The following is a 21,686-nucleotide window of genomic DNA, read 5'->3' on the forward strand; positions in this document are numbered from 1 at the left end:
ACAGGCATTATCAAGAAATTAAATATTTAGTGGCAAAGTTCTGTACTTTTTTCTGCAATTCACTGCACAAACCTATTGCAAAATACAAGATATTCATTTCACTAATCGAAAATTCTATAAGGTTTATGAAACGTTCGTCTACTTTTTCTAAATCAACATTTAGAATAGATTCGTATTGTGTTCCATAACTTTTTGTTAGCATACATAAATCCATAATCAGTTTTACGTCAAAAGATATATTCGAATGATTTTCTATGAAACCAACGATGTTAGAATATATTTCTTTTAAGTACTCGTCATCTTTTAAAAATACATATTCCATTTTGTCGATATAATCAATTAATTGTTTATTTAATTTGTTATCCTCAGAGTTTTCATGGGATGTTGGATTTAAAACACTGTTAAAATCCTCAAAGTTCAATTCATTTGTTTTTAAATACGCTTTTATTTTTTCTCTCAAAATAAAAATTGATACCTTTATATCATTTTCTTTATAAATATTCTCATTAATAGTCACGTTTTCACTATGTTCTTCTATAATTACACTGCTACATAAGCTAACTATACTGATATTTAAGTCTTTTAATTCATTTAATATGCCTTGAACTAATCTTTCTATTTTTATTAAAATTCGATAATTACTTTGTTTATGTAACTGAAATACACGAATCATTTCATTCTTATATTCTTTCTTTAAGCTTGAATACGATAAAACACTATTACACATTTGATCGCTTACATCAGTCAATTCATACTCATAATCAATAATTTTTTCCTTATAATTTATAAAGTCTTTATAATATTCGGCTTCTTTAATAGCATCTTCATTTAATAATATAAAAACTGTTGAATTGAGCGATATATTTTCAATAAAACCCATAATATCTTTTAAGCTTAATTTATCTGATTTTCTTTCTAGGTCATCAAAACAAATGACTGTATTAATTGAAAAACTAAAAAATTGAGAAACCTCAATTTGTCCAGCTGCTATTTTTTTGTTGAAAACGTTATAAGATTGCCTTACAGCTTCTTTCATTCTTGAATTATTTTCTATAAATCCATTTCTTAATTGTCTTTCTAATTGCTCGATTGATTCGACACCAAACAAAGAAAATTTTATAAATTTCAATTTGCCTGTTCCATTTTTTCTTTCTACAAATTCATTCCATAAAAAAGTCTTTCCGATACCCCATGTTCCTTTGATTAAGAATGTAAAAGGTTTTTTTGTTATATCAATATTCTTAGCAATTAAAATATTTAAAAGTCTATCTTGGTTCATTTGATCATTCCTATCTATTTTTTTATTAGTTCTTTATCTTGAGGTATAAGTTAATAAACAACAAATCAAAAATCTGTAAGACAATTATCATCAGGTTCTGAATTTTCATAAATATTCTAAAGAGAACCTCTTCACAATGAATCTGAATTTAAAAAGAAGTTAAGAGAGGATAGTATGCTAAGACTGATTAGCATACTATCCTCTCTTTATTATCTACTTAGAACTGTAGCTTTTTTTCTCAGCCGTTTTCTCATCTGTCCAATCTATTTCAGAAAGCATGCTAGCCTGAACCTTTTCAATTTGTTCACGTGTATAGCCGAGCTGCTCCATTGCGATGGCAGCATAGGCAATTGATTGATTATTAATAAAGATCAATACTCCATCTCGCCTGTATTGTCATTATTATCCTACTCTTTCATAGTACTTGAATTCAACTAAGAAGAGGAGGTGATTTTAGTGACTACGGAAATCTTTTTCCGATACATTGAAGTGACGTGTCACAATTTGACGGACCTTTTCTAAATCACGATCTTCTGTCGAAAGCATCTCGTCGTACCATGCTTTTTCGAGTACTTGTTCCGTTTCCTTACTGACGACTTCTGTGTTCAGGATGTGATGAAGTGGTCCTGAAGCGTCATCGAGGATGCGGAAGTGTTGACTGATCGGTTCTTCTCCTGGAATGACCAACGTATAGGCGACGGTCTCATGTTCGTCGAAATCACGGTCATTGGCTTTCGCGAACGATTCGAAGAAGTCTGTTGCACCATGAACGAGCATCATTGGTTCGGCGAACGTTGAAAGGTCTTGTTGTGTGTCTTGCTTAGCGATACTCGTCAGGTAAGCTCCGACATCCTCCGGTGTGTGCTGCATGATCCGCTCTAGTCGTTCGGCTAACGGTAATCCGTGTTCTGTGATCCGTGCATTCTGTTCGATGTACTCAATCACTTTAATAGGTGACGCTTCGCGTTCCAGGACTTGCTCCTGCTCGAGCGAGGAATGGATCTCGCGGATGAAGTGACCGGATGTCTGATGGACTTCGTACAACAGATTTTCTTTGTCGCGCAAGTCTTTGCCTTGCGTCCAGCTGGCGAGATACGACAATGAAAATTCATCCGTCGGGAAACCAAAATGTGACGCAACAGTATAGGCGACCATCTCCGCTTGGAATTCCTTCTCATGAGGATTTAACTCGATTCCGCGCTGTTCGTTCCGGTCCATATTATGCAGATTGGCATGGGCGAGTTCGTGGATTAGAACAGTAACGTTCTCAATATCCGAGTTCCGCGGGTTCGAGGCAATCGCGTTGAGTTCTGGATAAAAGCATCCTTTTGCGGTACCGAGTTCGTTCAACGGCTGATTGAGTAACGTCACATTTTGTGTCTCAGCAATCCTGTTCAACGCGCGGCGAAACGATTCCGCTTCGCGAATCGATCCATTTCGATGATACGAAGCAAATAGCTGGGAGACTTCGAGTCCCTTTTCCCGGGCATCGGTTTGCGTGTACTCGAAGACGTGACCAATCTTATAATACATCGCTTTGCGTGTCGGATAAGAACCTTCCTTGGCACGTTTTTGCTCGGTCTTCGTCGCGTCTTTCCACGCCACCCAATCCGTATCTCGCTTAATGAAGGTAACAGGGGAGGGGACGAAAATCTTGATTCCCTTCTCGCCTTTTTGGACCTGGACTCCTTGTTTTTCCCAGTACGCATAAGAACCGACGGCACGCGCGCCTTTAAACTGTTCCTCGATCAATAGCATGTTCCTTGTCGAATAACGATGGAACCGGCTCATGAAGTCGAGATGTTCCTTGATGCTCTCCTGACTAACGAAGTGAGAAGCGAGCTGCGTCTCCATCTTGTCGGTCAACGCTTGTACTTCCTTCTGATAATCCTCACGTGTTTTCTTCTTGTATGCCATGTATCTCACACTCCTTCAGACGAGAAAGACGAATCGGCAGCACCTTCAAAATCGTTCAATTCTTCTAATACATTCGAATCGGTAACGAGTCGGTCCAGTAGTAACTGACGGCGATCACGCGATACCGGGAGTAGTAACAAGGGTTCTTCCTGCAAGAGCTGAAGGAACGCATGCTCATCCTGTGAAATCGGAATATCATAGTGTGCTTGATGAATCATGACGGTGACATGTGTCGAATGTAGTTCCAAAAACGTTGCGAGTGTGAAGGCTTCCAGTCGTCTCATTTGTGGATCATCCTTTCTTCATTCGAGTGCTTATGTTGCTTTCGCTGGTCGATTCGTTTTTTGACAGCCGTCTCTGCCGTTTCAAGGAATGAGGGACGATATTCGGTCGTAGGTATAATGTCCTCGATGCTTTCTGTCTGCATCAAGGCTTGTACGAGTTCAATCAACACCTGTGTTTGAAGGTCTGTTTGTTGGACGCTCTTTCGTAACGGAGAGAGACTTTTTGTGATCTGTTCTTCCCAGAATGGCGCCAACTCTTGCTCGATCTGTTTCGAGACGGAACGACTGATATAGTTCAAGTCCCATTGCTTTTTGATCATCTCTTGATAGTCGCGGATGATGTGATCGATTGCCGGACCAATCCCTGGCAACCGTTCTCTCTCCCGGTATTCTTCTAAAAATTCAGCAGTCACGGCACTCATTCTGATTCGGACTTGCTTTGTTTCCTCCATTTGTATGCTCCTTTCATTTACTATCCAACTTATTCAATAGTTAAATACTTCCTGATAAAGTAGAAGACGAATGATACAATAAACATATAAAAAGATTGAGTGAGGTACTATCCATGTCAACATTACACATTTATAAAAAAGTAAAAGTCATTGATGCACCTATCGACAAAGTATATGATTATATTTCTAAGATGGAGCATATGCGTAACTGGAGTAACATGATTGAAAATTATACATTTGCTGAAGGAGACCCAGCTGAATACAGTTACGCTGGTCAAACTTTTCAAGTCGTCCAAAAACACAAAGATAAGACATTTTCTGCTGATGCTTGGGTGGAAGAGGTTCGTCCTCCTTTTTTCATTGATGTCCGAAATAAAGATGAGTTAGGAATGTCGATTGGTCAATATGAATTACATGCGAGGCAGAACCAAACAGAGATACGAATCACCATATCAGCAGAAATATTCCATTGGTATCATTCGTTTCTTTATAGAATCGCTAAATTAGGATTGAAAAGACTCTACAACAAAGAGTTTCGTCAATTAAATGACTACGCTATTAAAATGAGTCATCGATAACAATAGACTTTGTCTGTCATCCTTTTGTCGAAAGGGTGACTTTTTCTTTTACCGGTCGTGATCGATTTCTTGCTGAAGAAGTTCAAACGCTCTTTGATTCTGTATGTGTTCCCATTCATCGTTCATGTGTCGTCCGATTCGATAAAGTGTCTCTTGCATGATCCGTTCACGTCGAAACGCTGATCGGATTCTTTGTTTAGATGAGGATGTATCCACCTTTGTAAGCTTCGGGGGCGACTTGTCCGACTCACGCATCTCGGACAGGATGGTGTTTCCCATTCGCGTGTAGAGATCCTGTTCTTTCGTCTTGCGATAAGCCGATGCTTGGGAAGCCGATCCATAACTCCGCTCGTAGAATGCGACCTCCGTATCGAGTTGTTGTTTAAATGCGCTGTGCTCTTTTTCGAAGTAGATCGCAAGATACATGTCAGTCAATTGATTGAGCGAAGGACGCAACTCTCGCATACTGTTCATGTTGTAATGCCATTGCCGTCTATCGTCAGGTAGTTGTTTCTGAATCGTTTTATACTGTTGCACGAGTGCTGGATGTAGCACTCGGTTGGAGATGGACAGTGTTGAACGATTCCGTTTGTGCACGATGATCTCATTGCGGATGAAGGTGTTCAGTTTCTCTTGTTCACGTGTCCGGTCGGCAAGCGTATGGACGACCTGTGCCTTCATCTTCTCGATCGTTTTCGGTTTCCGTTTGCCACGTTCACGGGGATGAATTGTCTCGACCGTCGCGACATGGATATGGATGTTGTCCGTGTTGTAATGGATGGCGGCGGTCCATGTCGCGTGTAGCATCTGTTCCTTTTCGATCATCAGCGCGGTCGCGTTCCGTGTCGCCTGCATCAACCGTTGCTCATCGATGTAGCGATTTTCTTTGACGCCGACTTCTTGTAACCAGGCTTCATTGAACGAGATGACATCTTGCCAGAGGATGCTGCCGTTCTCCTGCGCCCGTCGAAAGATTTCACGCAATTGCTCTCGCTCACTTGCGTTCAATCGGTCTTGTGTCGCCGTGAATAGACCGCTTGATTTCAGTTCATCCTCCATATAATCGTGATAGTTCTCGAATTGATGCGACCGTGCTTTCGTCTCCGGTCGGTCGATGTAATTGAGATACGTCGTATAGCGACGTGCACGTCGGGTTACTTGGGGCAACTTGAACTTCGACTTGATAATGACACCGGGAACGTTAGTCATCGTGCATCACCTCACGGAAGAGTTTGGTCAATTGTTCGAGTTCTGTTGCACTTCGTTTGAGGTGTAACGTGTTCGCTTCAAGCTGTTGTTCGAGACGCGCAATTTGTGTCGACTGGACGCCGTCCGCGCACCAGGTAGTCAGTAATCCTTTCAATAATTCTTGTCGGGAACACGACTGTTTCTCGGCCTGTTCGTCGAGTTGTTTGACGAATAGGGGGTCGATGTCACGAATCAAGAGGTCCATCCATCTTCCTCCTTCCTTTAGGAAAGTAAGTCTCGGCGTTCTAAAAAAATGAAAAGATTTCCGAACAATTGCTTCGTTCCTCCTGTCATTAGAAGTGAGAAAGGTGATATTACTCAGACAAGGAACGGAGGAATCAACATGCAGTCGATCATCGAAAACAGTTATGCCTTTGGAGAAGCCGTGAGCGTCTCCTTGATCGTCGAACTTCTAAAACATATCTGGTCGAAGATACAGCATCATGAGATGAAAAGGTTCGAAAAAAGTGACGTAACAGAATCGATTTAAACGTTGATGAAGATCGATGAATTGGATGAATGTGCGTTAGTTTTTTGAAAGCTTAAAAATCAAAAATGGTTCAAAACCGTGAAAAAAGAGCATAAGGGGAAACTGCTATCACTCAGCGTGCTAGGCTAGGCGGAGCCTAGTGTTTCCCTGATATCATCAAAATCGCCAAAAGGTCACACCGCGTGCCACTAAAAACGGCATTTTGGCACGGTGTGTGCCACCTTACCATTTCAGTTCACGTGCTTTAATACGCAACTGATCTTGTCTTTTTTCTTCTTGCGTGAGTTGTTTTTTCAATTCCGTTTGTCTTAACAGTGCGTCCTCTTTGTCCTGCTTCAGTTTGAAGATCTCGTCCTCACGTTCGACTTGTTCATCGAGTGTCAGGTCGGGTAAGGTGGCTTGTTTCGTCTTGATGTCTTGTTCGATTTGCTGGACGAGAGAAGCGTGTGCCAGCTGTTCGCGCTTCATTTTCTTGATCCGTTTTTGACTTTGCACGTGCTCGTCAGCGAGAAAAAGTTGCGCATAGTCGTCTGCTTGTTGAATAGAAAGTGATGTTCTTAAGACACGTCGCTGATCCATATAGAGTGATTCAACGAGTGCCTCTTCTCGCTTCGTAGCACTCAGCTTCTCGAGTGACTGTTGAAGCTTAATCACATATAAGCGAAGGGCTAGCTGATCAAAATTGCGCGGTACATCTTCGATTTCGAAGACATAGTGCTCGTCCTGGTGATAGACGACTCGGACGTGCAACTCATCCGTTGGTCGTTCCTTGTAGGCGACGCGCGTGACAAGTTTCGTCGCGTAATCTTGAGGCTGGTCGAATTGGAGACGGACACGCATCTGTTTCCGCTCTTCATCATGAGACCAGTTGAGAAGCGTGACGGTCTGTCCATTCGTCAACCGTTGTTCTTCACCGACTGGTGTTGCATTGATTGGTTGTTCCTCAGCAAAGAAGAGGGAAGAGAAACCGAAAAACAGAAAGCCTATTAAGAAAAACAGCCCTGTTCCGAGATACAACCGTGACCAATCACGGGTCAAGGTCTTTCGTTTTCCTCTTCGCATTTAGACACCTCCTGATGACTTGAGACTCTTCATTTGGTCGACGATGTAACGACTGTCTTGGTTTGTAAACGTCAGTTCGACCAGCTCATCGGATATCTCCTCATAGCCGTTTGAATCAATCGTCAACGTCCGTTTGAAGCGGACAAGGCAACGCTCCGGATCGTCACGGTTTGGAAAGACTTCGATGTCCGAGACGGAGGCAGTGAACTTGCCATCGCTTCCGCTACTTGCGAACAACGTCCGTTTGATTGAATCCGACATGTACTGGCTGGCCTGTCGCTTACGCGTCGGATAGGTCCCGTCTTTCCACGTGAATGCAAACGAGATGAAGCGTTCTGCATTCTTAGAAATAGACGACTGCTGCTCTGGCTCCTCTGCGTCAGTGACGACAGTTGAGTCTGGTACAATCATTTCTGGTGACGAATCCTTTCTGTGTTTTTCTGAAGTCATGTGTCGTCCATCTGATGCCGACGAACGGTATTGGTAGACGTTAGCACTGATTGAAAGCAGCAGACAGAACAACACGAGCCACAAAAGATGACGACTCGTCAATGCCATCTTGCATCCCTCCTTATAGAGAAAAGAGTGGTGCCGGATCAATGTGTCCGGACCAATCACTCGTCTTGAATTCGATGTGGAGATGGTTCCCGGTTGAACGTCCGGTCGAACCGCACATCCCAATCTTTTGCCCAGCTTCAATCTTTTGCCCCGTCTTAACCTGGCGTGCGGAAAGATGTGCGTAGGCGGTAATCCAGTCGCCCTGCTTGATCTGAATTAACTGCCCATACGGTCCGCGTAAGCCGCTATAGGTGACGGTACCGGAGCGGACAGCATGGACGCTATCCGTATTGTGGCAACTGAAATCGATACCTGTATGAACGTCCGTCTTTCCGAAAACAATCCGGGATCCGAACCCCGACGTCATCTGAAGTGGGATGTCGAGAGGGGCATGGAGTTTCCCTTTAATCGGTCCCGTCTTGCCTTCTGCTAGTACCGTCGGTGTCAGATAACGGAGGACAGCATCGACATATTCAATGTCGCCATAACAGGCTTGATGCTCGATTGCGCTCGGACGATGACACTGATAGATGCCGCTCTTCTTGACGCGTTGATACATCATCTGTGAAAAGGAGATCGCAAGTTGTTTCGTATAGCGTCCCCCGTTCTCTTGAACATAATCGATGAAGCCACCTCCGAAGTTGTAACTTTGGAGCGTCAACTTGACGTCCTCGTTCGCTCGCCGGAAGACCGACGCGAAGTGTTTCACTCCGTACTGAATGCTCTCATCAGGAGAAGTGATGCAACCGATCCGTCCGCACTTCGATTCACTCGCTTGCATCGGATCATTCCCGCGTCCGCCACTCTCCTGCATCATCAGGGCGAGGACGACGTTCGTCTGTCCCTCGAGTTGTTCCTTTTTCAATTCACGCGCGATCGCTTCCCGGTATTGGAGAACATCATCACTGATTTGCAGACTTGCGTCTGAGTAAGTGATCGACGTCTCCGTCGCCTGCTCATTCTCGAGCCCAGTCAACACATCGAGAATGCCTGCGACGATGATAATCAGAAGCAACAATAGTAGGGCGATACCGAGGGCAATCAGACGATACTTTAAGGTCAGGAGTCGCCATTTCATCCGGACGGCGACACGTGCCGACTGCCGGACCGTACTCCACATCAGGCACCACCTCCGAACAAGGTCAGCTCCTCGGGCGAGACATCAACATCGAAGATCAACGTCTTCACACCGGAGATACTAAGAACGATGCGTCCGGTCTCGAGCGACGGGATCAACCGCGTCTCACTCTCGGTCAACTGTCCGTCGAAGACAGTCTGGATCGTCGGGATGCTCTCGGCATCTTGTTCACCGATAAACTTGTACTGCGTCAGCTGGAACAGGGTTTTGACGTTCTCCGCATTCTCCGACTTCGAACCGGTCGGAACAAAGTCTGTAATCAAATGCGAAGCGAAGAAGATGCCGCCGAAGTATTTCCGTGCTTCGCGCATGAACTGTTGCAGGTATAGAATCGCCGGTTGGGCGATATCGCGTGTGTTGATTAGGTGATGCGCCTCATCGATGACAATCAGATACTTGAAGGCATCCTCGATCAACAGTTCACCCTGGTTATAGCTGCGGAGTTGTCCGGCACCGTTGAGGATCATCCCGTCCCAGAGCATGTTCATCAGGTTGAAGACCTGTGCCTGAAAGATTTCGTCCTTTAAGTTCGTCAGGTTGCGTAGTGGAAACGAAACGATCGCTTCCTCATCGAACCGCTCAATCGAAGAATGCCCGTCGAAGATATTGCCGTAGTTGTGGACGAGGTTCGTGATCGCGAGTTCGATGTTCTCGAGCCGTCTGACACGGTTTGTACTGATGGTCTCGCGGATCGTCGTCCGCGCAGCATCGACATACAATTCGGAGCGGACCAGCGCTAAGAAGTCGGAGAAGACCGGATAGGCGTTCGCAGGATGCGTCGTGATTGGCGCGTCACCGTCCTCATTCCAAAGTCCCTTCTCAAGATAGAGCTGACGGAGCAGAATCTCGAACTCGTTTGCCTCTTCTTGCGTCGCTGCCGGATTGATGTAGTGATAGAAGACAGCGATTTTCGATAGGTGTTGCATGAATGAGAGAGCTTCGTCCGCAGAACCGTCGGCGTGCGTCACCGTCTTATAGACATGGAGCGGATTGATCCGTCCGGCGGAACCGTCGAGCGCAATCTCTTTACCACCCAGTTGTCGTACGAGGTCGGAGAACTCACCGGTCACGTCCAAGATGCGGACGTGATTGCCTTTAATCGCTTGGTCGAGGACCGTCTTCTTGAGCAACGTTGACTTCCCGGAGCCCATCTTCCCGATCATCAACGCGTTGTAGAACTTCCGTTGCTTATCCTTATGGAACAGATCGAAGATGACACTCCCGTTCGTGTCGGTTGTTCCGTAATAGGTACCGGTCGGATCCTGCAACGATGTGAAGTGAAATGGATAACCACCCGCGATTGAGAGCGACGGAATCTCTTTTCCCCGACGACGGTTCGGCAATTTTTGCTGTTGCTCGTAGCTGAGGAACAGGCTCTGCCATTCCCATTCCTGTTCGTTCAGGAAGACGGTTGCGCGGAAGTTCCGTGCTTCGAGTTCTTCCATCACGTCCTGTACCTGGCGTTCGAGCACGTCGAGTGTCTTCGCTTTGACGTAGAGCCGAAGGTGCAGATACTTCATCGTCTCACCCTGTGTGATCTGTTCGTAGAGCTCATTCAGTTCCTTGTACGTCTCACGCGCATCGATCCGGTCGACATTATCCTTTGCATTCTCGAAGCGCGTATTCTGCTCGGCCATTGATTTGTTGATCGTCCGGATCATCTCCCGTTTGTCCGCCGTCCCGATATCGAGCGTTGTTAGGACACCGGGGAGATTGAGGATCGGTTCGAGCCAGAAGTCGTAGACGGTTGATTGATATTTATAGACATGAAGGCAGGCGAGATAGCCGTCACCGGTCCGGACATAGTTCGGCTCGAAGCGGAGTCCGCCTTGCGGTTGGATCGTTTGGACGAATGTCGGATTGTAGCCGTCCTGTTGTTTGACCGTCTCAGGTTCCTGCTTCCGTAAAAAATGCGTACGCCACATGACATCATCACTCCTTTCCGTCCTGGGTCGGTTTCGTATTCGGGTTGTGCAGTTGGAACAGGATGTGGATTTTCTGTTCGAGCGTCAGTTCGACCATCGGGTTGCTGCGTCGGAGGAGTTTCGTCAATTGATGCTTCCGTTCCCGGAGCATTGCCTCGTCCGGAGCATAAAAAAAGAGGAGATAATCGCGATTGGTGCGATGCTCCTCGAGGTAGATCAGTTCTTGTTTCTTCTTTTGAAGGAAGGGACGATAGGCGGCAATCTGATTCTGTCGCAGCTGTCGTTCGATCCGTTGTTTCTGTTTTTCTAGATTAAGCGGTGTATTGAGCGGAATGACCTTCAATGGATGGACATACGCCTGCAAAAGATAGGCAAGCGAGAAGATATCATGGTCCTTCTCCGTCTCAGATAGTCCGTAAATATCTTTTGAAGTCAGTTGAATGATGTCGCAAAACGTCCCATCCTGCATCTCGAAAACATCGAGCGCTGTGGAGTCGACGATTGGCAAGAGGGAGGCGACTGAAGGTGGGATTCGGACGCGCTTCTCCTTTCTTGTTTTCGGTGTCGTCAACTGGACCTCGTCGAGCCAAGTGATATCGGTCGTAGCACTCGTCTTCAATCGTGTGTCTTCTGATAAACTCATCTGATCACTCTCCTTTCGAAGATTCATTCCGGTCAGCCAACGCGATATAGGTGTCTTTCTTCTTGATCAGTGCGTAATAGAGCACGTGGACCATCCGCTTTTCCGGATTCGTCGTCGGTCGGATGACAAGGAAAAGTCCGAACCCGACGAGGAAACACGTAAACGGTAGATGCAAGGCGTCCGGGATAAATGGAAGAGCAATCAACCGGACGATGATCAAAGCGACGAGAAATAGTAAATCATAGAGGTAGAGCATCTTATTGATTTTGAGTTCGGTCGTGACTTCGTTCGGAATCCGGTATTGGCGCTGTTGCATGGTCTCACTCCTTTTTCGGGTCTAGACGCGGCACATCCGTCGAGTACATCCGGGATGATTCCTGTGTCACGCGCGTCTGGGTTTGTTCAACATGTTTGAGTTCTTTCTGCGTCGTGGTCTCCAGTGTCTGATAGATCGACTTTCGCTGACGCTGTGTTCCGGATGACGTCTCCTGAGACGATTCACTGATGGATGGTGAGCTACTGGAAGAGCTAGACAAGGTGACGCTCGGAGACACATTTTCTGTTGTTTCCACAGAATGAGCAGACGCGCTAGTAGTCATTTTGTCGAATGGTGTCGAATTCGCTGAAGAAGTAACAGGCTTACAATTTACTTCGGAAGTCTGTGGAGACTGTGATACTGGATGTGAGGAACCAGACATTTCAGGTGACTCGAATGCATCAGATGAGTTGGCATTTCTTTCATTCATCGGTGAATCGAAAGTCTTTGGTTGCGTAGCAGGTATTGTCGATTGCGAAGTCGATGTCACGGGTGTTGCTTGTGCGACAGCATCTGGACGATCTGGAGCGGAATCGGGTGATGCTGCAGTCTGAGCTTCTTGCGCCGCATCATGCACTGGCATCTCAACGGATTCGATTGGTTGATTCTTTGGTCCTGCTGGACGAGATATCTGCTCTTGCGCTTGTGATGGAGTCGGAACACTTTCAGGCGAACGATCTGGACGACTCGCGGGTGTACCACCATTCGGCGGCGGATTCGGTGGTAACGTCGTACTTGCTGCTTCCGAGACCGAAGGAGTGGCCGGACGTGACGCCATCTTCATCGTCTGACCGGCGACACGAGCACCCACTTTTGCGGTTCCTTTCCCGACAGCATACGCACCGAGTGCGACACCCCAACCGCGCTTCAGACCGGCATCAATTCCGAAGAGACGTTCGACCATGTTTGGTCCATCAATCAAAGCGGCAGAGAAGGCAATCAGCGCGATCAAATAGGCGAGACCGTCGAGTGTATCGACCAGGTATGCCGTTCCAATCGTATAGAGTTTGATCGAAACGAAAATCAGAATGATGACGAGAAAGGTGTTCAAGATGCTTTGAATGATCTTCTTCGTCTTTTGTCCGCTGTGTAGATCAGCGGGTGCGACTAGAATCGCCAAAACATAATTAAAAGCCAACTCGAACGAAAGTCGAGCTAGCTTGTAGGCAATCGAGAAGAGGGTGAAGCCCATCACCCCAAGCGTGACGAGGATCGTCAGCCAGTTCGGGTGATACCGGTAGTAATATTGGTTATTCCAATCAAGTCCGCTTTGATCGAGTTCGCCTAGTACTTCTTCACTACCGTCCCAAAGGATAAATGATTTTGAAAGTTTTGATCCAGTAGTGGATACGTCTAGTTTATTGCTATCGAACACCTCATTAATCTGTAATCCTCTGATCAATTTGGTCGGAACATTATTTTTTACGTCATTTTCTGTATAGTTGTCAAAGTCATTTTTATCGTATGCTACTAAATCGTTTAAATTTTCTTTGAGTATTGTTTCAGATATAGTTTCCTTTTCAGAGCCATATATACTACCACTCTTGACTTGATTGACTGCTTGATCGGTGAAGTCATTTAGTTGTTTCATCGTAGGTGAGAGTAGTCCTAAAATCATCAGTGAAATGAAAATATTGATAAGAAGCCCTTCTCGATCGAATTTCTTTTGAAAAATGATGAGATAGCCTGTAAAAACAAAACTTGCGGCTAATAGTACATACAAAAAAGGTTGAATCGTCTGAACGAATTCAACCATTTGAGGATTATTAAAGAATGTTTTGATCATCAAAATATCATCTATAAGACTTTCGAGTGAATCAATCAACAAAGAAAGCCCTCTGACAAAAATCCATCCTACAGTTCGCAAAGCATCGTTGACTAAATTACTTAAGTTAAAAAGTCGTTCGAATTCGGTAAGTTTCTGGATAACCTGAGCATCAGACATATCTATCCAGACCTCCGTTTCATCCTATTTATTATTAGCTACAAACTCATTGACTGTATCAGTAAAGGTTTCATCGGTCAGGCGATTGACGTTTAGCGTATCTTTAATCTTACCTTTAGACACATAGTACAAATTCTCACCCTTTAGAGTCGAGGTATACTCAAAGTTCGCTCGATTCACTATTTTTTTAGTATCAGGCTGAAAAGTATTATAGATGTGAATAGGTACTTCATTTTTTTGGGCTACGGAATCAAGTTTACTTTGATATGAGCCAATATCTCCGTCTTCCTCTTTTAAAATCAATAGGAACCCTTCTTGTTTTCCATCCATTAGATTTTCTACCTTGGATAACTTTACTTGATTTGCATGACTAGAGTCTTCAGTTTCACTACAACCGACTAAAAGTAACGCAGAGGAAATCAATAGTCCGGAGAGTACTCGTTTCGCTTGCATGCCTCCACCCCTTTTCCTATGATGACACCTGTTCCGGATCCGTTAGATCGCCATTACTGACGTGGACCCGAAAATCGAATGTGTCTATAAGCGTAACAGTTTTTCGGTCGCCTGAGTCTGGGTCTTCTTCCTCAAATACGACGAGGAATCCGTCCCGGGTCTGGATGTTCAATACTTCACCGCGACGGAGACGCTTTTTGTTCTCCTTGATGATGGTCGCGATGACGCGGAGTTCACGCTGGACGCGCTCCGTGCGTGTCAGTTCTGTCATATGATGCCCTCCTTAGACGCCATGACGGAGTTTCTCGAGTCGTTTACTGATGATTGTCTTCAAAAAGTGACGCTGGTTGTCCGTCACAGGGATTGTCCTATCCAGGATGCCTTGCTCGAACGCCGTGATGGATAGGGTGTCGTATTCCGTCGTCTCGAAGATGGAGCGGAGGATTTTCGGTTGCAGGACATCACAAACGCGCCACTCTGTTGCGTCAAGTGTCTCCTCATCCGTCTCCACCGTTTTCGAAGCAACTGAGGCGCCCAGATGGAAGGGGACACGAAGCGTATTCAGGTCGAGATGCGCATGTGCGCAGGGAATGACGAGATCGTTGATGGAACGGTCCGTGTTGAAGTCATCCGCCAAGTATTCATAGCGGTATTTCATCGCTGTCCGTCCGGTCAGGAAGAGGGGATAGGACTGGATCCGTTTCTGTTGCTTGTCTTGTCGTTTGATGACCCGAATGATCAGCATCTCGCCTTCCTTCAGTCCCATGACTTCTGTTGCTGTCAACAAGCGCCGGCCATCGACACTCTCCGTCTTCGACTTCGAAAGTGAGAAGGTCTGTCCGGAACGAGACTTCGTGACGATCGTCTGCTCCCCGAGTTTCTTCGAAATCAATTCTGCCGTCGACTCATCCGCTGTCAATAGGTAGTGCGTGTTTCCGCAGTTCCCGTCGATGGTCTTCCAATCCTCCCCGTATAGATTCTCCAGTTGGGCGTAGGACTGGATGACGAGGTTGAAGCGGATATTCCGACCGAGACAGACGGTGATGATGTTCGCCATCCCTTCAATCGCTGGCATATTCCCAAATTCGTCGAGCAAGAAGATGACTTGCCGTTCACAACGTCCACTCGTCGCTTGTGAGGCGACACGGGCTAGCGATGTATAGACTTGTTTGACGTACAGTGAAGCGATGACGTTCAACGTCGGATCATAGTCCGGAACGATCAGGAAAACGGCAACCGGACGCGGGTGCTGGCGAATCTCCCGGATGTCGATCGGGGCATCGGTCGTCCAGTCGAAGATACCATTCGCCTCGTCCTTCCAACCCGGGAGAATTATCGTATAGGTGTGCTGTTCACTCTCCACTGTGATGTCAGAACCTATATCGATTGCTTCTTCGTGATGGAGCACAAAACTCCCGTCGTCGTCCGTCGTCAAGGAAAGCTGCTTTCCGCTTGGGAAGTGGAAGGTCAGCCGTGACAAGGGAAGCGCACGTCCGCGGATCCAACGGTTGAAGCCGATCAGTTTCATATCGAGGGAGTTTTGTGCCGTCAATCGTGCCGTCGCATCAAGGGTGAAGATCCCAAGCTTAGCGTTCGTGTTCGCCAGGATACTGGCACGGGTCTGGCCACCGGAGAAATGAAGCGTCGCATACTGCATGCGTGCCGGATGATTCTCTGGGAACGCCGCGAAGAAGGTGTCGAGTGCCGATTGTTCCTGTCCCATGTCATCCGTGATCGTCCGAGATCCGAGATCGGATAACATCAGGGCGACGTTATACATCGTGATCTTCTCCGGTTCGTGTTTCGCCTGTTCACAAAGTCCAAGAATCAAGGCGGTACAGAGGTCCGTTGAGGAGTTGCTCCAAAATGGATCCTTCGCTTTCGAATCATGGTAAAGCATGTAGGCGACCGATCGCGCATATTGTTGGGCGAGGGAGTAGTTCTCGTCCAGATAGGCGTCGATCGTTAGTTGCAACAGGTTATAGGACATCGATTGGGACGGGTTCATCAGATTCAGGACCTCGACCTGATAGCCGCGTGCCTCGAGCGTTTCTTTGGAGGCGGCGAATAGCTCTCCTTTTGGATCATTGATGATTAGACTCGCTTGACGTTCGGCACGACTGTAGAGGTCGATTGTCGAGAAGACGAACGTCTCGCCTTTACCAGAACGAGTCGTCCCGATGACGAGATTGTTGACGGCACTGTCATCGATGTAGAGACGGTCACGGTAGCGGCCGACCGGGACACCACCGGATCCGCTGTATGTCTCTTTACGGTCCGGTACATCCCGATATTGTTGTTTCAGCTCTTGGAACGTCGTGAAGCGGGCACTTCCTTTTTGAGCTGCTTTGAGATCGCGGAAGTTGAGCCAATACTTCAATAAGAGAAACCCTCCAAGTAGGAAACAGACACCGAACAATCCGAAAGCGAGGGAGGTCGACCAGGCAAGCGTCGTCCACCAACTAGATTCGTATTGCAGCGGGGAACCGGTCGTTAACTTCCCGTCTTGGAAGAGATTTTGGATTGTCTGCTGCAGGAACTGAAACGCAACATTGAGTACTAAGAACAATACAAGGGGTAAAGCGATCAAAAAGGCAAGGCATCGCCACAGCCAAGCGGAGGTAGCGAGGGAACGAAGCGAGAAGTTTGCCATTATTTCAGTCACCACACTTTCATTACAGAAGAGAAGAAGCTTGTCTTTGCTTCGCTTCGAGCGATTCATTGAGCTTCTCGAGTTCTTTTTTGTCCGTCTTCTCGGATAACTGTCGTTTTTGATCTTCGAGTGCTTGAATCTCTTCATCCAGTTGGACAAGTGTTACCACTTGCTGTTTCAATTCTTCGTTTTGGACCAGCTTGACGCTTTCTTGTGCCTTTGTCACATCTTTTAAACCGATGTAGGCACGTGTCTTCGCCTCTTTGCGCGCGGTCGTCATCTCGACACCCGGGATGGAGACCGCACGTTTATAGTCTTTCTTTAGGATGGCGAGATCGAAGGCCCCTTCATCCGTCGGGTGGACCCCTTGGAACGCTTGCAGTGTCTCTTGACGATCTGTTGCGAATGGCTTCGACTGCATGATGATTGTCTCGACGTCGATCGGATCGTTCGTCACAGCAACCGCCTGATCATAGTCTTGCTTTTCAACATACTGCGTGATGAGAAACTGTTGTTGTTCGTTACTCCATGACTTTTGTTTTTCCAGACGTTGTATGAGCGGTTCGGTCTCTCCGGTCAACGCTGCTTCATAAAGCGGCTGCCACTCTGACGTTGCCGCTTGGACACCACTTGGTGGATCCGGCTGTATAAGTTGGACAACGGATAGCGTACCGAGGAGCAACAGACTGACACCACTGACGCCGTAGACGAGACGGCGCTGTCCGCGACGTAAACGGGAGACGTGTGTCGCGTCCGGATGTTGCTGAATCGCTGACGTCGTCATCGTCTTGTAGGATTCCGGCGTCAAGCGTTCTAGGTTCTCTAGTAATAGGATTTTTTTCGTCGCATCCTCCTTTCGGATTCGGATGCGTGGGATTCGATCCTTCAGCTGCAAATAAAGATTCGGATAGGTCGTGTCGCCGAACTGGAACGTTCCTTTGTAGACGAGCTGGTCGGCATCATCAAAGATTCGGAACTCACTTGCGAACCGTTCATTCGCTTGCTGTGCCCCTTGATGGACTTGTGTGGATAATAAAAGCGCCTCCTCATATGGGAGACGCTCGTAATTCGGGAAGGCTTCTTTCGCTACATCAGTGAAACGGACAAAGAGCATACATTCTCCTCCTTTGAAGCAAGACATCTTAACGAAGGCAATAAAAAAAGCCATCCAGTTTGGAATGACGGTCTGTTTGATCGCTTGTTCGATTAGAATTTGATGTTATCGTTGACCATCTCCGCGAGCGTGACGGCACCCATGACGATGATCAGACCGACGGCACCGCCGACGAGCCAACCGACGGCTTTCGATCGTCCACGATCTCCCCCGAAGATGAAGTAGAAGCCACCAACTGCGAAGGCGATGGCTGCAGCGATGACGGCGAATCCTTGAAAGAACTGGAGCAAGCTGAGTCCTGTCTCAGTCAATCCCATCTGTTTTCCTCCTCTCAATCCTGTGACGCGGATGCAGGCGATGTGACGTTCAGTTTTGAGTCAAGTGCTTCTAAGATCAGTTCCTGGTTCTCCTGAATGACGAGCTGATGCTGAACATCGAGCCATTCCTCATAATCTTTTCCTTGGATCCGGAGTAACTTTTCGGCAAAGGTCTTGTTCTGCTTCTGTTCACGTGTCGGCATAGCGTACACTCCTTCCTTGAGGTTGATGTGCAGCAGCACATCCTTAAGGACAGTCGGAGTCAAGCAAGACGGTGGGTTTAGAGCACGTTTCCCCACGAACTCTGACATCCGATATCGGACGTCTGCTTAGGGTTTTTCGATGACCCTTAACGAATACGTGACCTGTGGGCGAGTTTTAGGCGACTCTCGCCGAACCATTTCTACGTATATCCCGCTCATTCGGTCACAGATGAGGGACACGCCGGTATGTGATTGGAGTGACTGTCCTTAGCGATATGCTGCTACGGTTATCAATTCCTTTTGTCCTTATTTCATAGTATTTCATAAGTAATTACCCATTTATAGATCGTTTACTGATGAACGAGTCTGCGACGTGAGACGTGAATCAGTTCGTCATCCGGATGCTTCCGTTTTGCGATGACTTGATTCTCCCCAACGACGGTCCGAATCCGGTAATAGAGTTGCGAAATTTCTTGAGTCTCCTTGCTCTCTTGCTCGATTGCAATTCGACCATGGAGTTGATACGTCTTACCGTCGAATGTGCGGACAGAATCCGCGAGCGGGAGTTCTGCTAAGTCAAAGCGTTCTTGCTTCAGGTTTGACCAATTTCGTTTTTTCTTTGTTCTTAAGTCGAATTCATCCCAAGGGATGGATCCAAGTGTCTGCTCACAGGCTGTCGCAAGGATTTGGACATCAAGGATAGAAGGAAGCGAATGATTTCGTTCATAGGCGCTGATTGCTGCCTGCGAAATCTCTCCATACGTCTTTTCTGCTAACTCTACCTGACTCCAACCATGCTCTAGACGTTCACGTCGTAACCACTCTCCGAATCGGTACATAAGAAATGCTCCTTTCCTTCGAGAACTGATGTATGACAATGTTTTCCTGTTGATAGTTAGAATATAGCAGATTATTCTGTTAATTCAACTTATATTTTAATATGTCAACTTTATTACATATGTCGAATAATGACGGTACTAGTTGTATCAAGACTAATTTTATAAAATTATCAAAGATATAGTGAATGTGTATTCAAATTGTAAATTTTTTAATAAAAGAGTGGACTAAGATAGTCTATTTATACATATGAAAAGCATCATGAGTCTATTAATTCTCGACTCATGACGCTTCAGGAATGACATACAGGATTGATCGTACTCAATTATTTATTTTTTTATAATCATTCAAGATTTCGTTTCCCATATTAGTAAACATTTCAGAGTTAACAAAACATTCGATAATGAAAAGTAGATTATCTCTAGAAAACACAGGATTGATGAGCAATGCTTTTTGTTCAAAAGCAAATCGATTTTTATCGTAATTCATGATCAGTTCTTTCAACTCACGTAAATCATTTTTAGAAAGATCGAATGAAACGACTGCTTCGTGAATCGTAGTATTCTCTAATTCTTCTTCATGTAAATTTCCAATCAAAGTTAATAAAGAACGATTATGAAACTTTAATTTTTCAATCTCATCGATTAAGTATTGATAATCTGTATCTGATCTATTCAAAGCGACCTCTCCCTAAAAAAATCAAAGTAAAAATGCATCAATTGCCCAAGCGATATTTCGAGCGATTGCCTTTGGTACATCTGCTTTTAGAAGTGATTGATAGATTGCACCGTGAAGCATGTCACTAGCTCCATCAATAGCGTTAGCGATTTTACTTGAATTCTTCTTAATGTATTTAGCAGTTGCCGGCGATACTACATCCTTTACAACACTAGGTGCTTTTCCACCATATCTAAAAGCATTAACAATCGCAAATCTTTTTTGCAGCCATAATAAGCAAATCCTATTTCGATTTTATAGAACGACTGACTTGTAACAACTGAGCACGTATAACCTTTAGATACTTGAACTAGGCCCTTTTATATTATGATGCAACCGAATAATTTAAATCTGAGTTATCTATTGAACTACCTCCACCTACGCTTCGTTTAGAGGTGGAGGATTCCTGAGTTATCCGACCTAACGGTTGAAAATTGATCAGGCTAACCCCGTCGTCCCGACGGTTGAAGAAGCTAAGATACGTTCAGCTTCTCGTTTGAGATTCAGTCCTGCGTTCATATCCCGGTCGTGGTGGATCCCGCAATTCGGACATGTCCATTCACGCAAGCCTAGATGCTTCACGTCCTTGTGTTGATGATCGCAACTCGAGCAGAGTTGACTCGACGCGAAGGTTTTTCCGACCTTCACGACGGTTTTCCCGTACAGTCCGCCTTGTATTCGAGCATGCGGAAGAACGCTGACCAGCTGACGTCAGAGATGGCTTTGCTCAATTTGCGGTTCTTCTGCATGTTCTTCACCTGCAAGTTCTCGATGCCGATGACGTCGTGGGTTTTGACGATCTCGGTCGATACCTTGTGCAGGAAGTCAGTGCGCTTGTTGACAATCTTTTCATGGATGCGAGCGACTTTTCGCTTCTGCTTCTGATAGTTCCTCGCCTCGGAAAGCTTCACTTTCTTGGCCATAGCGATGCATTGACGGTGGGAGAGCTTACGTTGTTCACGCGCCAGTTTCTTCTCAAGCGATCGGAAGTAACGGTCGTTCTGGTACATCGTTCCGTCCGACAGGATGGCAAAGTTCTTGAGTCCGACGTCGACGCCGACGGATGAACCGGTCTTTGGCAGCTCGTTAATCTCCTGCTCGACGAGCAGGGAGACGAAGTATTTTCCTGAAGGGTTTCGTCGGATGGTTGCGTTCAAGATACGGCTTGTGACCTGTTTCGAATGGGCGAAACGTACCCATTTCAGCTTCGGAATTTTTAACTTGTTCCCGATAATAGAGGCTTCGGGAAGTTGAGATTTCCCTTGGATATTGGTCTTATACGATTGGACGGGATTCCGCTTGGACTTGAATCGAGGATGTTCGTTCTGCTTGTTGAAGAAACGGTCAAACGCATCAGCAAGATGCTTGACGCTCGTTTGAACAGAAGTGCTATCGACTTCCTTCAACCAGTCGAACTCCTGCTTTGACGAAGGAATTTCTTTGGAACAAGAGCCGTAGGACAGTCCTTTTCCATTAGTCTTGTACGTTTCCTCCCACTTCGCCAAGAAGTGGTTGAAGACGAATCGCCTATTTTTGATAAATAAAGTGCCTCGTCCT

The 21,686-nt window shown here is 46.1% G+C and carries 23 protein-coding genes and 1 pseudogene; 2 read left to right on the forward strand and 22 right to left on the reverse strand.

Annotation, left to right across the window (positions count from 1 at the left end; all coding sequences use genetic code 11):
• Window positions 1–10: 10 nt before the first annotated feature.
• The 4 genes from KNQ07_RS15205 to KNQ07_RS15220 all read right to left on the reverse strand — a co-directional run bounded on the left by KNQ07_RS15205 (window position 11) and on the right by KNQ07_RS15220 (window position 3,932).
• Window positions 11–1,279: a P-loop NTPase fold protein gene (locus KNQ07_RS15205; RefSeq protein ID WP_214767713.1), complete on the reverse strand. Its 1,269-nt coding sequence runs from the start codon at window positions 1,277–1,279 to the stop codon at window positions 11–13.
• Between the two features lie 453 nt (window positions 1,280–1,732).
• Window positions 1,733–3,196: an ArdC-like ssDNA-binding domain-containing protein gene (locus KNQ07_RS15210; protein WP_214767715.1), complete on the reverse strand. Its 1,464-nt coding sequence runs from the start codon at window positions 3,194–3,196 to the stop codon at window positions 1,733–1,735.
• Window positions 3,197–3,201: 5 nt separating this feature from the next.
• Window positions 3,202–3,480, reverse strand: a complete 279-nt coding sequence (locus KNQ07_RS15215; protein ID WP_214767717.1) for a hypothetical protein — start codon at window positions 3,478–3,480, stop codon at window positions 3,202–3,204.
• Entirely contained in the window at window positions 3,477–3,932 is a 456-nt protein-coding gene (locus KNQ07_RS15220; protein ID WP_214767719.1) for a hypothetical protein, read from the reverse strand. Before KNQ07_RS15220 ends, KNQ07_RS15215 begins: the two co-directional genes overlap by 4 nt.
• Window positions 3,933–4,045: 113 nt before the next feature.
• On the opposite strand from KNQ07_RS15220, the gene KNQ07_RS15225 reads away from it, so the two are divergent.
• Window positions 4,046–4,510, forward strand: a complete 465-nt coding sequence (locus KNQ07_RS15225; protein ID WP_214767721.1) for an SRPBCC family protein — start codon at window positions 4,046–4,048, stop codon at window positions 4,508–4,510.
• A gap of 48 nt (window positions 4,511–4,558) precedes the next feature.
• On the opposite strand, the gene mobP2 is transcribed toward KNQ07_RS15225, so the two are convergent.
• Both mobP2 and KNQ07_RS15235 read right to left on the reverse strand, forming a co-directional pair.
• A complete protein-coding gene (gene mobP2, locus KNQ07_RS15230; RefSeq protein WP_214767723.1) occupies window positions 4,559–5,719 on the reverse strand; it encodes a MobP2 family relaxase in 1,161 nt (386 codons plus the stop codon).
• Window positions 5,712–5,963 (reverse strand): hypothetical protein, encoded by a 252-nt coding sequence (locus KNQ07_RS15235; protein WP_214767725.1) that lies wholly within the window; start codon window positions 5,961–5,963, stop codon window positions 5,712–5,714. The genes mobP2 and KNQ07_RS15235 overlap by 8 nt, the downstream gene beginning before the upstream one ends.
• A gap of 138 nt (window positions 5,964–6,101) precedes the next feature.
• On the opposite strand from KNQ07_RS15235, the gene KNQ07_RS15240 reads away from it, so the two are divergent.
• Window positions 6,102–6,248, forward strand: coding sequence for a hypothetical protein (locus tag KNQ07_RS15240; protein WP_214767728.1), 147 nt, complete (start codon window positions 6,102–6,104; stop codon window positions 6,246–6,248).
• Between the two features lie 222 nt (window positions 6,249–6,470).
• Here the strand turns inward: KNQ07_RS15240 and KNQ07_RS15245 are convergent, their stop codons facing one another.
• The 16 genes and pseudogenes from KNQ07_RS15245 to tnpB all read right to left on the reverse strand — a co-directional run.
• Complete coding sequence (locus tag KNQ07_RS15245; protein WP_214767730.1) at window positions 6,471–7,310, reverse strand: hypothetical protein; 840 nt, start codon at window positions 7,308–7,310, stop codon at window positions 6,471–6,473.
• Complete coding sequence (locus KNQ07_RS15250; RefSeq protein ID WP_214767732.1) at window positions 7,311–7,868, reverse strand: hypothetical protein; 558 nt, start codon at window positions 7,866–7,868, stop codon at window positions 7,311–7,313.
• 13 nt (window positions 7,869–7,881) lie between these two features.
• On the reverse strand, window positions 7,882–8,988 hold the full coding sequence (locus tag KNQ07_RS15255) for a lysozyme family protein (protein ID WP_251139579.1): 1,107 nt from the start codon (window positions 8,986–8,988) through the stop codon (window positions 7,882–7,884).
• Entirely contained in the window at window positions 8,988–10,931 is a 1,944-nt protein-coding gene (locus KNQ07_RS15260) for a VirB4 family type IV secretion system protein (RefSeq protein ID WP_214767734.1), read from the reverse strand. The genes KNQ07_RS15255 and KNQ07_RS15260 overlap by 1 nt, the downstream gene beginning before the upstream one ends.
• A 7-nt stretch (window positions 10,932–10,938) precedes the next feature.
• Complete coding sequence (locus tag KNQ07_RS15265) at window positions 10,939–11,574, reverse strand: hypothetical protein (protein WP_214767735.1); 636 nt, start codon at window positions 11,572–11,574, stop codon at window positions 10,939–10,941.
• A gap of 4 nt (window positions 11,575–11,578) precedes the next feature.
• The gene (locus KNQ07_RS15270) at window positions 11,579–11,890 is read right to left on the reverse strand and encodes a DUF5592 family protein (RefSeq protein ID WP_214767736.1); all 312 of its coding nucleotides are present in this window, start codon (window positions 11,888–11,890) and stop codon (window positions 11,579–11,581) included.
• 4 nt (window positions 11,891–11,894) lie between these two features.
• A complete protein-coding gene (locus tag KNQ07_RS15275; protein WP_353048650.1) occupies window positions 11,895–13,835 on the reverse strand; it encodes a pLS20_p028 family conjugation system transmembrane protein in 1,941 nt (646 codons plus the stop codon).
• Between the two features lie 24 nt (window positions 13,836–13,859).
• The gene (locus KNQ07_RS15280) at window positions 13,860–14,288 is read right to left on the reverse strand and encodes a hypothetical protein (RefSeq protein ID WP_214767741.1); all 429 of its coding nucleotides are present in this window, start codon (window positions 14,286–14,288) and stop codon (window positions 13,860–13,862) included.
• Window positions 14,289–14,304: 16 nt separating this feature from the next.
• Window positions 14,305–14,559 (reverse strand): hypothetical protein, encoded by a 255-nt coding sequence (locus tag KNQ07_RS15285; RefSeq protein WP_133208770.1) that lies wholly within the window; start codon window positions 14,557–14,559, stop codon window positions 14,305–14,307.
• A gap of 12 nt (window positions 14,560–14,571) precedes the next feature.
• Window positions 14,572–16,941, reverse strand: coding sequence for a VirD4-like conjugal transfer protein, CD1115 family (locus KNQ07_RS15290; RefSeq protein ID WP_214767744.1), 2,370 nt, complete (start codon window positions 16,939–16,941; stop codon window positions 14,572–14,574).
• 22 nt (window positions 16,942–16,963) lie between these two features.
• On the reverse strand, window positions 16,964–18,055 hold the full coding sequence (locus KNQ07_RS15295) for a hypothetical protein (RefSeq protein WP_214767747.1): 1,092 nt from the start codon (window positions 18,053–18,055) through the stop codon (window positions 16,964–16,966).
• 92 nt (window positions 18,056–18,147) lie between these two features.
• The gene (locus tag KNQ07_RS15300; RefSeq protein ID WP_214767750.1) at window positions 18,148–18,372 is read right to left on the reverse strand and encodes a hypothetical protein; all 225 of its coding nucleotides are present in this window, start codon (window positions 18,370–18,372) and stop codon (window positions 18,148–18,150) included.
• 14 nt (window positions 18,373–18,386) lie between these two features.
• Window positions 18,387–18,575 carry a hypothetical protein gene (locus tag KNQ07_RS15305; RefSeq protein WP_214767752.1) on the reverse strand — a complete coding sequence of 63 codons (189 nt, stop codon included), beginning with the start codon at window positions 18,573–18,575 and terminating at the stop codon, window positions 18,387–18,389.
• 350 nt (window positions 18,576–18,925) lie between these two features.
• Window positions 18,926–19,414 (reverse strand): helix-turn-helix domain-containing protein, encoded by a 489-nt coding sequence (locus tag KNQ07_RS15310; protein WP_214767754.1) that lies wholly within the window; start codon window positions 19,412–19,414, stop codon window positions 18,926–18,928.
• Window positions 19,415–19,733: 319 nt separating this feature from the next.
• On the reverse strand, window positions 19,734–20,090 hold the full coding sequence (locus KNQ07_RS15315; RefSeq protein WP_214767756.1) for a hypothetical protein: 357 nt from the start codon (window positions 20,088–20,090) through the stop codon (window positions 19,734–19,736).
• 477 nt (window positions 20,091–20,567) lie between these two features.
• A pseudogene (tnpB, locus tag KNQ07_RS15320) lies at window positions 20,568–21,655 on the reverse strand (IS200/IS605 family element RNA-guided endonuclease TnpB); the annotation flags it as partial.
• Window positions 21,656–21,686: the final 31 nt, after the last annotated feature.

The organism is Exiguobacterium sp. s145, from assembly GCF_018618835.1.
GTDB lineage: Bacteria > Bacillota > Bacilli > Exiguobacteriales > Exiguobacteriaceae > Exiguobacterium_A > Exiguobacterium_A artemiae.